The sequence below is a fragment of the Lactobacillus sp. ESL0259 genome, assembly GCF_003693045.1.
GTDB classification, from domain to species: Bacteria; Bacillota; Bacilli; order Lactobacillales; family Lactobacillaceae; genus Lactobacillus; species Lactobacillus melliventris.
In genome coordinates this window covers 25,880-41,990 of sequence record NZ_REHP01000004.1, presented here as the reverse complement: position 1 = coordinate 41,990, position 16,111 = coordinate 25,880, and the positions used below count along the sequence as shown (strand labels likewise).

The window sequence follows — 16,111 nt, the reverse complement described above, 5'->3', positions numbered from 1 at the left end:
AAATTATTTCTTTTTAGAGTTAACAGCTTTCTTGGTCTTGCAAATAATTTTTGCTCCCCAAGAAGAAGCTGCCATTTCTTTAATTTCTCTAACTTGAAAAGTATGTGTCGTTTCAGGCTTCAGGTTATTGAAGGTAAAAGCAGTTTTTTCAATATTAGAATATAACAAACCATCGATTTTTAACTGATAACTGTCACAGCTAGGTACTGGCTGCCAAGATACTGTAACAGAATTTGAGGTGGTTTTTTGATCATTTTGTGTTAAATTAGCTGGAACTATTAGAGCCTCATTTTTTAGCGGCAGTTCATTAACTGGTACTGCTGTCGAAGCGCTGTCTGTAATTTCAACAGTGATTTCATTTTGACACACATTCGTCTGTTGCAGTTTTATCCTTAAAAATGTCTGCTCCAAATTTGAGTTAAATTCTGCTAAATATGGATTTGTCAGATAATGCTGATCGAAATAGTAGCAGTTATCATGCTTTTGAAAATCCGCTAAATTTTCTGCTTCAGTTAAATGAACTTCTTTATTACCGATCAGAACTGCGATTGTCCTTGGTACTTTATTAGTTTTAATGCTTAACTCAGTTGTCTTTTCAGGGTCAAACTTTGCATAAGTACCTTGAGCTTTATTAATTTTAATGGTCAAATTGGAGCCCCGTAAACTACTGCTAATTTTAGTTTGGACATATCTGTCTTGCTTATATTGGGCAGAGAAGCCATCATCTTCATAGACATTAAAATTGCTAGTACCACTGGGATAAATCACAAATTGCCGCATCTTTTTTAAGTTGAGATATTCCTGCGGCGTGTTAGTTGCCGGTGCTACCGGGATAATGGCTCCGGCTTTAACAAATACCGGCAGTTTCCACAATGGAGCGGCAAAATTGTTAATTACTTGTCCACCTTGATATTCCTGACCAGTGAAGTAGTCAATCCAGATTTGTTTTTTATCAGGCAAATAGATTTCGTTTCTGACATCATTTCCTTTTTCATCGCTGGTGGTGTTTTGATAAATTGGAGCAACTAAGAAATTATCTCCCCATAAATACTGGTACCTGACCAAATTTGTATAAAATTCTGGAACATTAGGGTACTCCAAAAACATGGCACGTACCATTGGTTTACTAGTAAAGGTTGCCTGGGCAGCAATACTATAAACATACGGCAGCAACATTGATTTCTGCTTTAAATAAGCACGATTCAGTTTAGTTGTGATCCCGCCAAACGCAAATGGATTCTTAGGATTTTTGCCCCAGCCATCCATGTTCAGCTGAATTGGTGTAAAGGCCTTCCACTGATAATCTCTAGTATTAACAATCGGGTTTTGCCCACCAAAAATACCATCCATATCCGAAGCAACATTAGGTTGGCCTGATAATCCTTCACCGATATAAGTTGGTATTTGAAAGCGAATATACTCCCATTCGCCACCAACTTCATCTCCTGTCCAGACTGTACTAGTATTCTGCGTTCCTGCCCAACCATCAACTGTAGTAATAAACGGCCGCAACTGATCGCCTTTAATTTTAGCAATCATTTTAGCTGTACTTTGCGTGGCATTTAACCCAAACGAATAACCATGGCCAACCCATGCTTCATCCGTCTTAAGTGCGGTGACTCCGGCAACCAGCTCTTTTTCAAAATCACGATCATCCGGCTTAGGATTTTCAGGATCAACTGGTGCTAAATTTTGCTGCGTCCATAATCCTACTTGCACGCCTTTGCTATTAGCATATTTGACAAACTCCGCTAAGTTCTTAAGATTTCCTGCTAGAGTATCCGTTTGCCCATAACCAGCTCCATAGCCGTCATTAGGCAAAAACCAACCTATAGGCATATCATGCTCAAGGTACTGGTCAAGCATTGCCCGGGCACTAAATTGATAGGAAACCCCGCCATGTTCGCCGTTCAGCGTTTCCCTAATTGACTTTGGCTTTAATTCTGCAGGTAAATCTTTTGGTTGATACTCCCTGTAATACTTACCATCTGGATATTTGATAGCACCCTTTTCTTTAGAGTTAACTTCTACCCAATAATCCCGGTTATAAGCATTTAAATGAGCTTCATAAAAACCAAAAATTGGTGTTAAAGCCGGCTGGCCAGTTAACTGATGATAAGCACTGAGCAATTCATAAGCCGAATCCGCAAAGAAATAGACAGCATCGAAGCGTTTTTCTTCGTGAGCAGTCGTAATTTTATTGTTAGAAGCGCTGTCAAAATCGTAATGTCCGGGTTTAAAAGTATTACGGATCACGCCATAACCAGCCGTTGACCAGTAAAAAGGATTAGGAGATGCTACACCATGATCAACCCAGTTATTGGTATTAACAATTGCAATTTTTTCTCCTGCTAGTGTGAAACGCCCGTTTTGCGTGCCTCCACCAAAGTAATTACTATTGCAATCAACTAGGGTTTGGACTGTTAATGAATCCTTCAATTCAACTGGCTTTGCTTCTTGAAAAATCGTCTTGCCATTTTTAGTGACGTCTAAAGTAGCTGAGTTTTTGTTTAAATTAATTTCAATTATACCTGTATCAATTTGCCAACCGGTATTGGTAGCATGAATACTGGCACCATTCATACCGCAAGAATCATAAATATCTTTCACAAAAATTTGAGCATGTAAGCCAGCTTCTGATTGTTCTGGTTCTTGAAACTTTTGAGTCGGATCAATATATAATCTGAATATTGTTGAGTCCAAGATATAAAGGCGAGCTGTCAGCCCGTTTTGATAGTTAATTTCAAAATAACCTGATTGCTTAGTCACATCAGTGATAGCTTGCAATTTCAAGTTAGTAAAATTGGTTACTTGGTTTTGGTCATTTTTATTAATAGTGCTCTCCTCCTTAATATTAAAAGAAAATTAATCTTAATTAGAAATGTTTGATAGGATTGATTATATGCTAAATCAGGGTAATGATAAATAGCTATATATAAAATTATTGTCCAACCACTTATTTGTCTTTCTCTTTAAAACTCAAGGTATACAGCCTTAAATTATGCTAGAATTAAGACAAGATATACAGTTATTTTTATATAGGAACAATAATATGACATTTATTTATACATTAAGATATATGCTGGATCCAAGAACAAATACGCCAGCAAAAGACGAAAAATTAATTGATTTTGTTAAAAAAGGCCGAATTGATGATGTAGCCTTTTTCATAAATGGGGAAGAATTAAACCACAGTCACTTAACTAATGCAGAAACACAAGTCTGGCTAGATGCCATTAAGCCTTTACAAAAGAAATTATCTGATATAGGTGTAACTACTAGCTTAAACCCGTGGACAACTATTATGCACTCCGATCGAGGCTATCAAGTTAATCCTGCGATTGGTTTCAATACTTTTGTTGACATTGATGGTAATAAGGCTAAGGATATGGCCTGTCCTGCCGATCCTACATGGCGCAAATATTTAGCTGCTACTTATGCTCAGTATGCCAGCATACATCCCCGTCGATTATGGTTAGAAGACGATTTTCGCCACTATAATCACACCCCTTTAAAATTGATGTGTTTCTGCGACTATCATATGCAACTGTATAATGAAAAATTAGGCAAAAAAGAAACACGTGCTGAATTTGTTAAAAAGATGTTGCAACCGGGAAAACCCACTAAGGAGCGCCAAATTTACCTGGATCAAGCACGTCAAGAAATGATTGAAAATGAACATCTAATTGAGCAAGCCGTTCATGAAGTCAGCCCCGAAACAGATCTGGCACAGATGACTTCATACCCTGACTGGCACGCTCTAGAAGGTCGTGATTGGGAAAAATTGTTTAAGGCTTTAGCTGGTGAAGGTCATCCCAAGGTGGCTCGGCCCCACCTACCTGCTTACAATGAAGTTGCGCCTCTAGCATATGGTAGAAATTTTGAAGAGTATACTCGTATTACCGCTGCTTTTTTAGGAGAAAATGCTGAACTCTATCCTGAATTAGAAAGTTATATGTATTCTCCTTTAGTCAAATCAAATGCATTTACTGCTTTTCAAATTGTCACTGCTGCTTTAATCGGAAGCCAGGGAATTCTACTCAACTTATATGACATGATGGGTAATGGTATCAATGAAAGCTGGCATTACGCTGAAATGCTTGCTGACATCAAGCCATTCGTTAATCAACTATTAGAAAATCGCCTGCCGCTAAACCATTTAAGAGGGATTAAAGTTCTGGTTGATCAAGATTCCAGTTATCACTTACAAACTACTGCCGGCAAAAATGTGGAAGAACTTTTGCCCCACGAAAAAAACTGGGCTAGTCTACTAGGTGCTTTTAGTTTTGCTACAAGTATTTTACCTGTTAATCAAAAGACTTCATTAACAAACGAAATAATTGCTGTTTCTGGGCAACTTTTACGTAATCTGACAAATGACCAAATTACAGCATTGCTCAAAAAGAATTTTGTATTGCTTGATGGCGAAAGCGTGCAAGTTTTGCTTGACCGCAATTTGGGTAACTTATTGCACGTTAAAAATGCTGAGTGGCATCCAGTTCGCACCAATTATCAATCCTTTGAACAAGCTGATGGACACATTGTTGATGGCGTCAAAAATCCACGAATAACAATGTTGCAACATACTGGTAATTATTTGAAAATTGAATATCAGCCTCGAAGTGATGTAAAAGTATGGTCATTTGCATACAACTCGATTGATGAAAAATTGGGCAACGTTATGGCTGTTATTGATCAACATATTATTGTTTTACCTATGGATCAAGATCCACGCCACGGTTGGGATTCCCAATTTATTACGTATAAGCAGGGACTGCTCCAGCAAATGCTTGATAACATTAAACCTGTGGACTACCTAATAGGAATGCCTAACGTCAAGCTCTTGGTTGAAAACAATGGTCAAAAAGCTTGGCTCGCTAACTTTACATTAGATGGTTACCAGCAAATAAAATGGCATCTGGCAGCACCACTTGTAAGTAATGAGGCAACGATAGTTAGAAAAGTTGGTAATTCAGTTAAGAAGACAAAAATTCATATTAATGTTGAAAATGGCATTGCTTCAATAGATGAGCCTTTAGCACCACTTGAAACTATTCAAATACTGTTTTAAATTAAATAAAAGCCAAAAATAGCGCCTAGTCTCTTTGTTTAGAACTAGACGCTATTTTTTATTCAAATTCTACTTTTTCATATTAGCTAACATTGCAGTAACATCAACGATACCAGCTTTACCTGCTGTCACATAATCGGATTCTGCACCGCTCATTTGACTGTTGAGCCATTCAATTACCAGTGGTAAATTCATTCCCGAGATTAAGTGAATTTTTTGACCACCCATAATCAGACGACTAACCACATTTGCCGGAGTTCCACCCATTAAATCGGCGAAAACAGTAATATCTTCGATATTCATTCCTGAAATCTGCTCTTCAAATTTTTTCTTAAAATCATCAGGACCTTCAGATGGAAGCAAACATACCGTATGTACGTGCTCTTGTTCGCCCATAATTAATTCGGCACTGGCTTTTACGCCCTCAGCCATTTTGCCATGACTAATTAAAATTAATTCTTTTTCTGCCATACTTTATCTTTCTATTTAACACTTTATACTATCAGCTTTACTTAAAGCAATTACTATATTTAATTATATCTTAGCGATAACTCCAAGGCCACCTAAAACAATACATAGTATTAAAACAATAAAGATTGCTTTGGTTGATGTCATACCCTTCTTACCAAGAAGCCAGTAAACAAAGCCTACAACAGCTGCTGGCAATAATTTAGGAAGGATCATGTCCAAATTATTTTGAACATTCATAGTAACTTTACCAATTTGAGGTGCCCAGGCAAACTTAATGTTAACCATAGTAGCAACAAGGGCACCAACCATGAATACACCCAAAACAGTAGCGGAATCAGTTAAAGCGTTTAAACGGTCTCTCATGTCAGTAACTAGAGAAACACCTTTGTCATAAGCAAAGTGCAGTTGCTTCCAACGGAAGACACAGATCAAAAGGCAGGCAATAACCCAAATGATAACACCAACTGGGTTTCCTTGAGTTGCCATTGAAGCAGCTAAAGCACCAAAAATAGTTGGAATTAAAGAAGCGAAGATAGAGTCACCGATTGCGGCAAATGAACCCATCAAACCAACTTTAATACCAGTAACGGTGTCTTTTCCTTCAATACCCTCATTTTCCTCTACGGCAAGATCAAGACCAGTGATGATTGTATTAAAGAAGTTAGAAGTGTTAAAGAACTGCATGTGAGTCTTCATCATTTCCTTTAACTCTGGAGTATCATCGCCATAAATTTTTCTCAATTGGGGCAAAATAGTGTATAGATAACCACTATTCTGCATTCTTTCATAGTTCCAGCCTAACTGGAAGCCAAACAAAGATCTACGGTTAATTTGATTGAAGTCTTGTTCAGTTAATTTATATTTAGGTTTAGAGTTCGTCATCAGTAATCTCTCCTTCATCGTCATCAGAGCTTGAACTTGCATTATTACTTTGACTTTCAGTACTTTGTGCTTGAGCAGTACCTTTATTTAGCGGAATATTCTTGTAATGCAAAATTGCAAGAGCTAATCCCAGCATTGCAATTGCAAGCATTGGTAAACCATTGAAAATAGTAGTAAAGCCTTTGTTAACAGCTGTTAAGCCTGTACCCAAAGCTTGCATACCACTAAAGAGAACTGAGAACAATGTCGTAATTGTAAAGCCCAAGATCAAATATGCTGCATGTCTCTTAACTGGCAAGTACCGGAGCAAAACAGCAAAACCAACTGCTGGTAATGTGGCACCAGCAACAGTCAAACCATTACCAAGCCATAACAGATCTCCATTTAAAGCATTTGCGATCTGCTGTACTAATCCCTGACCAAAGGCCAATGCGATAAAGACAGGAACTGCACGTGAAAGTGACCACGGAATTGCACCGTATAAAACATTTCTTTCAACAGCCTTATAATTAATCTTGTCTTGATCAATCAAGTGATCAATTCTGTGTGAAAAGTAAGTGTTGGCGAATCTTGCCAAAACGTCCAATTCAATCATAATAGCAGCAACTGGAACAGCAATTGAAGAAATAGCTGTTTGAGGACTCATACCTTTAATACTAGTTGAAAATGCTGTAGCCAAAACTGTACCGGTAGTAGCGTCAATTCTTGAAGCACCACCAAAAGTACCGATACCTAAAACTGTCAACTGCATTGATGCACCGATAAACAGACCGGTAGGCAGATCTCCCATGATCAGACCGGCGATCAACCCAGCACCAACTGGTGTGTTTAATGATGAATAAATTTGCAATTCATCTAAAATTTCTAATCCTGCATACAAAGTAAGCAGTAATATTTGCCACCAAGCCATTTTTCTCCTCCTACTTCATCTTTTCATTAATCAATTTCATTAAATCCCGTGACTCAACACTAGGATTTAATTGGGCAATTAAGTTAACGCCTTTGCCAGAAATCTCTCTGAAAACATCGGCTTCATGCTCATTGATATTAACTTGCTTAGTCAATTCAGTAGTATCATCTTGCTTAGACATATTACCAACATTGATTGTATCAAGCTTGATACCCATGTTAAGCAATTCAAGAAACTTATCCGGCTTCTTAGCTACCAAAAACACCCTCTGCTTTCTATAGCGATCTTTCTTAAGATGATCAGCAGCAATTTCAGTTGGTAAAACACTTAGCTTAGTAGACATAGGTGTAGCCATTCTCAAACCGCTTTTTTGGATGTCATCCTTAGCTGCCTTCTCATCAAGAACAATAATTCGTTCTACTTGCAACTGAGGTGTCCACAAGTTTGCCACCTGACCATGAACCAAGCGTTCATCAACTCTTGCTCCCACAATATTCATATTTCTTCCTCCATTTCTTTTAAGGAAATCTAAATATTAACAAAAACGCTTTCAGCACTTATAATAAGGTACCAACCAATTTTTGTCAATATCTTTTTTGCTATATTTTAAATGCTGATTTTTATATGCATAATGATACTTTTTAATTACAAAAATGGTAAATTACTTGAATTCGTGAATTGTTACACCTTTAACTACACGATTGACTGTGCCAGTTGGAGAAGGTGTATCCGGCTTATTATTAACCTTAATTGAGGTTAATAATGCGATTGTTTGACCAAACATTACATCGGGTAAAGCCAAATATGCATCTGGCAACAATTCTTTTTCAGTAAACGTAAATGATTTGCCTGAGAAGTTTTGTCCTTCTTTTTCCTGCCCCACGGCCATTACTAGCGGTACAATTTCGTCATCTTTAATTTCGTTTAAAATGTCCAAATCATATTGTCTGGTATAAGTATTATTGGAAACAAAATCAAAAACAATTGTCTTTTTGTCCAAAAATGACTTAGGACCATGACGTAAACCCATCGATGTATCAAATAGTGCCGCCACTTCTCCTGCAGTTAATTCCAGAATCTTAAGCCGCGTTTCTTCTGCAAGACCTCCTAAACTGCCACTTCCGATATAAGTAATTCGATCAAAGTCAGTAGCAACTAAAGATTGAATTTCATTTTCACGGTCAATGACGCTTTTACCCATCTGAGCAATTTGCTTAACGATCTGCTCTTTTTTCTCATCTGACAATGTATCAAAAACAAGAAGTGCCATTAAGCTCATGCAAGAAAACGAACCTGTCATGGCAAATCCCTGATCTAGTGACTTTTCCGGCATCAATAACACTAATCCAGAAGGATCACCTTTTAAGTCTTGTGCCAAGTGTCCTTCTGGTGCACAAGTAATTGCTATTTGATATAAATTTTTAACTAACTTTTTAGCTAACTCTACAGTCGCTACAGACTCAGGTGAGTTGCCACTGCGAGCAAATGATACCAGGATTGTTGGAGTATCTTTTTCCAAATAATCTTCCGGAGTAGAGACAATTTTAGTAGTATCAATTGCTTCAAAGTCATATCTTGTTCTGTCACCATGCTTTTGTAAATATGGCATAATCGTATTCCCAACATATGCACTTGTGCCGGCACCAGTAAAAATAACTCTGACTTTACCGCATTTCTTCTCAATTTGGTCTAAAAATTCGGTTATTTTTGCCTTATTATTCTGATAAATTGACCATGTTTGTCCCCATAGTTCAGGCTGCTGCTCGATTTCGCGAGTAGTAATTTTAGCGCCTATTTTTTCTAATTCTGCATCTGTTTTTGAAAACATTATTATTTTTCCTTCCTTATATAACTAAGACAATTCATTATATTGACGTGAACGATAAACGAATTTATCGCCTCTAGCCAAAGAAATTGTAAATTCGACTGGTACATTTTTATCGTTAATAGTTTTACGGAATATTTTTAGACTTGGTGCGCCTACTTTCTCTGCCAAATTTTTACTCTCCTCTGTATTAAGACAAACGGCCTCAACGTCCTCAAACGCCATTACACTAATTTGGCCATATTTTTCTTTCATGACAGTATAAAGTTGCTTGGATTTTAAATCTGCGATAGCAAGATTAGGAAAAATTTTTTCCGGTAAATAAGACGTACTGAAAATACGCGGCTCATTATTTGCAAGACGCAAACGTACCAGCTTGTATGTTTTTTCTGTTGGTCCCAAATTTAGTTGCGCTGCAATGTTTTTATCCGGGATAATTAAGTCTAAACTTTGATTTTTAGTTGAAGCCTTTTGGCCATTTCGTTTTAATTCTTCCGAAAAAGAGTACATCCCCCCAATATTAGGCTGATTAAGAAAAGTACTTGAAACAAAGGTACCTTTACCATGAAGGCGATAAATCAGTCCCCGTTCTTCAAGATCCTGTAATGCTAGCCTAATAGTATTACGACTAACCCCATATTTAACAAGTAGTTGCCTTTCACTGGGTAATTTGGTATTAGGTTTCATGTTTTTTATTTGTTTCTCCAAGTCAAAAATTACTTGTCGATAAAGTGGTTTCCCCATTAATTCCCCCTCCTCAGTTAACTGGTTGATACCACTTAAATTTTATCAGAGAAAGCGGTTCATTGCAATTTTTTATTTATTTAAGAAAAAATTTTAAAAAAATTAGGTTTATACCTTTACTTGCGGCTGAATTTAACTAAAGACTTAATTGACCTTTTTAGTTTTTATTCTGTCCCATTTTTTTCAAATTCATTCTCATAAGCATCAAGGCCAGATCATTTTCCACATTTACCTGCCCCTTAAGGTGATTTGCTGCATGCTATAATGTTCTTCAAATACATGATGACTGGCTCTAGTTTAATTTACCTTGGTCATAGATGTGTTTGCCAGTCCTACTTTGAAATGCTGGTCCTTAAAATATGTTCAGGTCAAAACTATAATTGAGGAGCGCTTGTAACCATCGGGTGTATTGACTAAAGCAGTCTAATCTGTGGCATAACTACGAGACATAATAATTGGTCTCTAATCTATTTAAGTTGGTAAATAAATACGAAAAAGGCACTGAACTGTGATATAACCCCAAAATTTAGGACAAATTTTGGGGTTATATTACTGTGTAGCTCAATGCCTTTTTGTTGGTCTAAGGAAAAATAGTTTTTACCAGACCCTTTTTGTTATTAAGAATATAAACTACCCTTTAACATTTGCTTTCTTAACAAATTTACTTGTTGTCATAATGTAGTACTTCTTGCCCTTTATCTTTACTGGTTTGCCGTAAGTCTTGACTGTTTGATGCTTTTTCAGTACTTTCTTACCTAAGCGATTACCATATTTACTGTAAACATAAGCATTATGCTTCAATTTCAGTTTCTTGGCATCAATATTACCTGCCGCAATGTACAAACCATCTTCTAGAACATAATATATTTTACTGTCTATTACTTTTTGAGCTGAGACAGCAACTATTGAACCAGCATTTATAATCAAACCGTTAGCTCGAACACCATATTGATCATAGAGATATGCATTATGCATTACCTTTTTGGTGACAAACATATGTGACTGATCTCCAGCTACCACTCCGGCATTTGCTTGTTTCAAAGTTACATCTTGACTTGCAATATTAGCCACTTTCACATAACGGTTCTTTGCAATAATGAAGTACTTCTTACCGCGAATCTTAACACTATTGCCATAAGTGGGAATAGCTTTGCCTGCCTCTAGTTTGCCTGCTTTCTTTACCCGTTTGCCATATTGGTTGTAAATGTATGCATTGTGCTTCAGTTTTCGTACTGTGCTATTAACATTGCCAATTGCAACATAGTACTTCTTATTATTAGCACCCTTATCAACTAAAACATAATATTGATTCCCATTAATTGTTTCAATACCGTAAGTATCAAGAACTGAACCAGCTCCTAATGTAATCCCATTTGCACGCTGACCTTTATTATTGTATAGATAGGCATTATGCATTAAAACTACTTTTTCAGATTTTGTTTGCTCTGGCTCTTTACTATTATCAGGCTTATTAGTTGATATTGGGGCAGGCGTTACTGGTATTACCTGACTGCCTCCTCCATTTATAATATTTTCAACTTTATTCACGATGATTCCTGTCGCATCACGATATAACTTATCTATACTATCATCACGTATTTGCGTTATTAGCTCACTATCTGGCGCACTTTCTTTTACGCGATTAGAAAAATCATCATAGTCTTTCTGGATTTGTTGCTTTATCTGTTCTTTTACTGTGTCACTATAGTCCGAGTGACCATCAACAAGCTTATTAGCGGCTGTTTTAGCATCTGTTAAAGCACCCTGAGCAATCTCTTTTTCACCATTGAGTTCAGTCGTTAAATCTTGTGGCTTTTCATTAAGCTTTATTTGTGCATCATTAAAGGCTGCAACTATAGAGCTAATATCAGTGTCTTTACCAAATCTATTTTGTACGGCCTTAATCGCAGATTCTCGAGCTTGAATAAGTCTTTGTTTTAGATCCAAAGTATTCTTAATTCCCTTGATATCATTGATTGCCTGATCTCGAGTACTATTTACTGATTCCAAACTAGTTGCTGCGTCAATGTCTTTATTCGCTTGGTCTACAATCGCATCTACTTTGTCTTTGTCTTCCTGTTTCTTTAGCCCGCTCTTCGCATTTTCTGCCACTTCTTTAATTGCAGCTTTTGCCGCTTCTTTCGTAAATGCTAGCCCCTTCTTATCAGCTATACTATTTATATTTGCACTTCCTTTAGTTGCTGTATTTACCGCTTCATCAACTGTTTCTGCTGCTGCAATTGCTGCGTTAGTCATGTTCTTTACTTGGTCAATTTCACTAAGTGCTTTATTGTAATCTGCCTTAAATTGCTCTTTTTCTGTAGAATTTAACCGATTATATGCATCTTTGACACGCTGCGTCGCTGCTTCTGCTGCTTTGTCAATATTAGCCTTGTTAGTGGTCTTGGCATTCTCGAGCTCAATTATCTCAATTGCATCGGCTGTAGCTTTAACGTTATCAATGTCCCTGATTGCCTGGTCTCTAATGTATCCTACTATAGTTACACTCTCAGCATTCCCTAGATCTGTTTGGGCTTGACTTACAATATTATCAACTTTGGTTTTGTCTTCTTCCTTCTTTAAGCCGCTCTTGACCTTAGCTGCTTCTGCTTCAATCATATCCGTAGCAGCTACCTTGGCAAAGGTCAGTTCGGCATCAGCTGCTGCTTGGGTAAAGGCCTTATTTGCCTTATCTACTGCTGTCGTAATTTCTGAATTGGTTTGCGCAGCGGCTATTGCATCTTCTGCTACGCTCTTTGCCTTATCAATGGCATTGTTGGCTACGTTATATGCTGCTTGGATCTCTGTCGTCTTTTGCTCATCTGGTGTAAGACTATTATAGGCATCTTGAACCCGTTTCTTAGCTGCAGCCGCCTGCTCATCAACACTGGCCTTGCTCGTCTCTTTGGCCTTTTGAATTGTCTGCTCGGCTTTGCTCTTGACGTTGTCAATTGCCTTGATGGCATTCTCTTTTATTCTGTTTACATTGTCAACGTTTTCTGCTGCTCCTATGTCTTCTTTTCGATAAGCAACGATTTCATCGACTTTATTCCGATCTGCGATTTCTTTTAGGCTATTCTTAACTTTTGTCGCTTCAGCTTCTACCGCATCATTAGCAGTAATTTTAACGAAAGCCAGTTCCGCAGTGTTAGCCAGCCTGTTAATATTGCCAGTGCCTTCACTGGCAACTGCAGTGACTTCGTTTTCAGAAAGCGCTGCCGCAATCTTGTCATCAGTTGACTTTTGAGCATTGTTAATATCTGTAATAGCCTGATCATATGTGCCTTTATTGGCCGTCTGTTCAGCAGATGTCAAATTACGGTATGCTGCATTAACCCGATTAATAGCTGCTTGAGCTGCACTGTCAACATTATTCTTATTCTGCTCCTTTGCTTTATCAACATCTTTTACAGCTGAATCTGCATTAAAATTAGCCTTAACAGTATTATTGACTACTTCTTTTTTAATATTATTTACTGCTTCTTCTCTAATATTATTTATTTTCCCAACATCATCAGCTTGGGTAAGCTCATCGTTTGCATTTTGAGTAATAGATTCCAGTTTTTCTATATCGGATTCTTTAATTAATTCATTCTTAACTTTCTGTGCTACATCATTAACTATGTCTATTGCAGCAGTTTTTGCAAAAAGCACCTCGGCAGTTGTAGCAAATTTGTCAAATTTACTCTTCGCCTTTTCGGCTATTGCCACACTATCATCTTTAGTCCCAGAGTTTTTAATTTTTTCAACGGCTTCATTCTGAGTTGCATTTATCTCATCAATAAATTTATTTAAAGACTCTTTGACTTTTGCTTGCTCATTTGGATTTAATTTGTTATATGCTGCCATTACACGACTAACTGCTGACGACATTACACTTTTTACATTATTTATACTAGTATTCCTAGCAGACTCAATATCACTTTGACCGGAAGAAGCACCAGTAAATTTCTTTGTATCAGTAGTGCCTTCATTTTTAGTCTTTTTATCTTTAGCTTGAAGACTATCATCATTCTCTAAAACATTAACACTATCTTTTTTGACTGTTCGTGTATCTGCAACAACATTACTTGAACTAGCATTATCAGCTTTTACAGTTTGACTACTTAACCCAAGAAAAGTAAAACCCAATAATACAGAAGCAGTACCGATAGTCAGTTTACGGATTGAAAATCTATCTTGCTTTGTTTGCATTTCCATTTTTCTTAGTCTTTCGTTATAGTTATTCTTTCCAAACATTTTTGTCCTCCCTTATATAATTATGATAAATCATTATATTGACATGAACGCTAGGTAATTTGGCTTTAAGTTTCACATTTTTTTAAGTCTAAAATTACTTGTCGATAAAGTAATTTCACCATTAACTACTCCTCCTTTAGTAACTGGTTCATACCATTCATAGTTTAACAGAGAAAACAATTCGCTGCAATTTTATTTTTATTTAATAATAGTAAAAAAGTGCGGGTAATAAAAAATACCATTAAGAGAAAACCCTTAATGGTATTAACTATTTATTTACTTAACTTATTGCCTTTCCAATCATAATATTTTTGACTAAGGCGATTTTTAGGATTATCAAAAACAACGATTCGATATAAAGCATAAATTGTACCAACCATGGCAATTAAGTTTGTTATCCAATTTTTAAGTAAAATCTGTAACAAGTTAACCACAATCACAACAACTGTCCAAAAAAGAATACGATTCCTTCTTGCTTTTTCCTTAGCCGTTACTTTTGTCTTTTTCAATTCGATCACCTTTATGCAAAAAATATTATTAATGACTAGTTATTCTTCTTAGCTGCAGCATATTCTGCATTTCTCTTCTTCATTTGTTTTGCATACCAGATGAACAAGAGAAGGTATACTGCTAAAGCAATTAAGGCATAAACAATAAACATTCCTTGCTGTTTCCAGGCATTTCCAACTAAGTAAGCCAGGAATTTTTCAACTGGTCCTTCCATAGTAGTGTCTGAAACTAATGTATGTGCAGGAATAGCGGCACCAACCGAGTGAGCCATGTTGGTAACAAATGGACCAACCATAGTGCCAGCCCAAAGGAAGACAGGTAATTCAATTGTTCCAATAATAATCATCCGAATAATTTTACCACGAGTAACAACTAGTAAAGCTGGAGTAACACCCATAGCAATAATACCGCCTAAAGGCATTAATCTGTTACCAGGTAAAACCATTGCTTCGAGCATCATAATTGGAGCCAAAACATTTGCGGCTGCCCAAATTTCAGAACGACCAGCTAAGAATGGCCAGTCAAGTCCAATATTAAAGGTACGACCAGAGAACTTCTTAGTAGCAAAATCAGCAATACCTTGTGATAAAGGTTCTACAGAAGCAATGAACCAGGAACCAATCACAGAGAATAATTCAATACATGAACCACCAATAAACGATAATGTGAACATATCCTTCCAGCCCTGCTCAGTCGCAAAATTATTGCCGGCTAGTAAGGAAACAAACACACCAAGGTAAACACCGATAGCGAATCTACTGCCCCAGAAACCGATTTTTTCATTCAGTTTAGTAGAATCAAAGTCAAATTTATCAAGCCAAGGCAGACATTTGTCAAAGAACTTGTTAAACACCATGATGATAGGATTCATCATATAGTTCATGTGAGTAGTGGTCATAGGGTTGCTGTCAGGAGCATCTAATAAGTCATTAAATGTTGGTTTCATTAAGTCAGAGTTAATAATTTTCATTGTGCCAATGAAAAGAACTAACAAAGTTGATAACCAAAGAGGAGCACCGACATATACACAGAACAAACCATCAAATGCTAAGTGCCAGACATCGAAGATATCTACATCAAGCGTGTTAGTCTTATTTAATACCAGCAGAACAACATTTAAAATAATTAAAACCAATAGATAAAACAAGGTATAAGGTGAACCCCAGGTTATAGTAGCAAGTGGTGCCCAACCCATATCCTGCATATCCATGTGGATGCCAGTGTGCTTAACGAATTGCATCATTGGCTTTTGAAATGCTGTAGTCAGCATGTTCATAACATTACCTATCGCCGTAATAGCAATAGCTAATTTCAAGCCACCTTCTAAGGCCTTAGTAAACTTGACACGAAACAGTACTGCAATTAATGTTAGAACAATTAACATTATTGTAGCCGCACCCATATCAATTAAAGGTTTAAAAAGTGAGTTAGCGAAACTAATTATCCCATTCATTTTTAT

At 36.8% G+C, this 16,111-nt stretch carries 11 protein-coding genes; 1 reads left to right on the top strand and 10 read right to left on the bottom strand.

The window, feature by feature from the left end; genetic code table 11:
- Positions 1-3: 3 nt before the first annotated feature.
- Positions 4-2,769, bottom strand: coding sequence for a TIM-barrel domain-containing protein (locus F5ESL0259_RS01850; protein WP_147446416.1), 2,766 nt, complete (start codon positions 2,767-2,769; stop codon positions 4-6).
- 283 nt (positions 2,770-3,052) lie between these two features.
- On the opposite strand from F5ESL0259_RS01850, the gene F5ESL0259_RS01845 reads away from it, so the two are divergent.
- The gene (locus F5ESL0259_RS01845) at positions 3,053-5,071 is read left to right on the top strand and encodes a hypothetical protein (RefSeq protein ID WP_122037295.1); all 2,019 of its coding nucleotides are present in this window, start codon (positions 3,053-3,055) and stop codon (positions 5,069-5,071) included.
- Positions 5,072-5,140: 69 nt separating this feature from the next.
- Here the strand turns inward: F5ESL0259_RS01845 and F5ESL0259_RS01840 are convergent, their stop codons facing one another.
- The 9 genes from F5ESL0259_RS01840 to F5ESL0259_RS01800 form a co-directional block, all read right to left on the bottom strand.
- Positions 5,141-5,542 (bottom strand): PTS sugar transporter subunit IIA, encoded by a 402-nt coding sequence (locus F5ESL0259_RS01840; RefSeq protein ID WP_122037294.1) that lies wholly within the window; start codon positions 5,540-5,542, stop codon positions 5,141-5,143.
- Positions 5,543-5,605: 63 nt separating this feature from the next.
- The gene (locus tag F5ESL0259_RS01835; RefSeq protein WP_110445658.1) at positions 5,606-6,424 is read right to left on the bottom strand and encodes a PTS system mannose/fructose/sorbose family transporter subunit IID; all 819 of its coding nucleotides are present in this window, start codon (positions 6,422-6,424) and stop codon (positions 5,606-5,608) included.
- Positions 6,411-7,334: a PTS sugar transporter subunit IIC gene (locus F5ESL0259_RS01830; RefSeq protein WP_122037293.1), complete on the bottom strand. Its 924-nt coding sequence runs from the start codon at positions 7,332-7,334 to the stop codon at positions 6,411-6,413. Before F5ESL0259_RS01830 ends, F5ESL0259_RS01835 begins: the two co-directional genes overlap by 14 nt.
- A 10-nt stretch (positions 7,335-7,344) precedes the next feature.
- Positions 7,345-7,833, bottom strand: coding sequence for a PTS sugar transporter subunit IIB (locus F5ESL0259_RS01825; protein ID WP_110445656.1), 489 nt, complete (start codon positions 7,831-7,833; stop codon positions 7,345-7,347).
- A gap of 162 nt (positions 7,834-7,995) precedes the next feature.
- Positions 7,996-9,162, bottom strand: a complete 1,167-nt coding sequence (locus F5ESL0259_RS01820) for an SIS domain-containing protein (protein WP_122037292.1) — start codon at positions 9,160-9,162, stop codon at positions 7,996-7,998.
- Positions 9,163-9,186: 24 nt separating this feature from the next.
- Entirely contained in the window at positions 9,187-9,903 is a 717-nt protein-coding gene (locus tag F5ESL0259_RS01815) for a GntR family transcriptional regulator (protein WP_122037291.1), read from the bottom strand.
- Positions 9,904-10,533: 630 nt separating this feature from the next.
- Positions 10,534-14,142, bottom strand: coding sequence for an SLAP domain-containing protein (locus F5ESL0259_RS01810; protein WP_122037290.1), 3,609 nt, complete (start codon positions 14,140-14,142; stop codon positions 10,534-10,536).
- Positions 14,143-14,414: 272 nt separating this feature from the next.
- Positions 14,415-14,660: a hypothetical protein gene (locus F5ESL0259_RS01805; RefSeq protein ID WP_233558034.1), complete on the bottom strand. Its 246-nt coding sequence runs from the start codon at positions 14,658-14,660 to the stop codon at positions 14,415-14,417.
- Positions 14,661-14,686: 26 nt separating this feature from the next.
- Entirely contained in the window at positions 14,687-16,105 is a 1,419-nt protein-coding gene (locus F5ESL0259_RS01800; protein ID WP_122037289.1) for a PTS transporter subunit IIC, read from the bottom strand.
- Positions 16,106-16,111 lie beyond the last annotated feature (6 nt).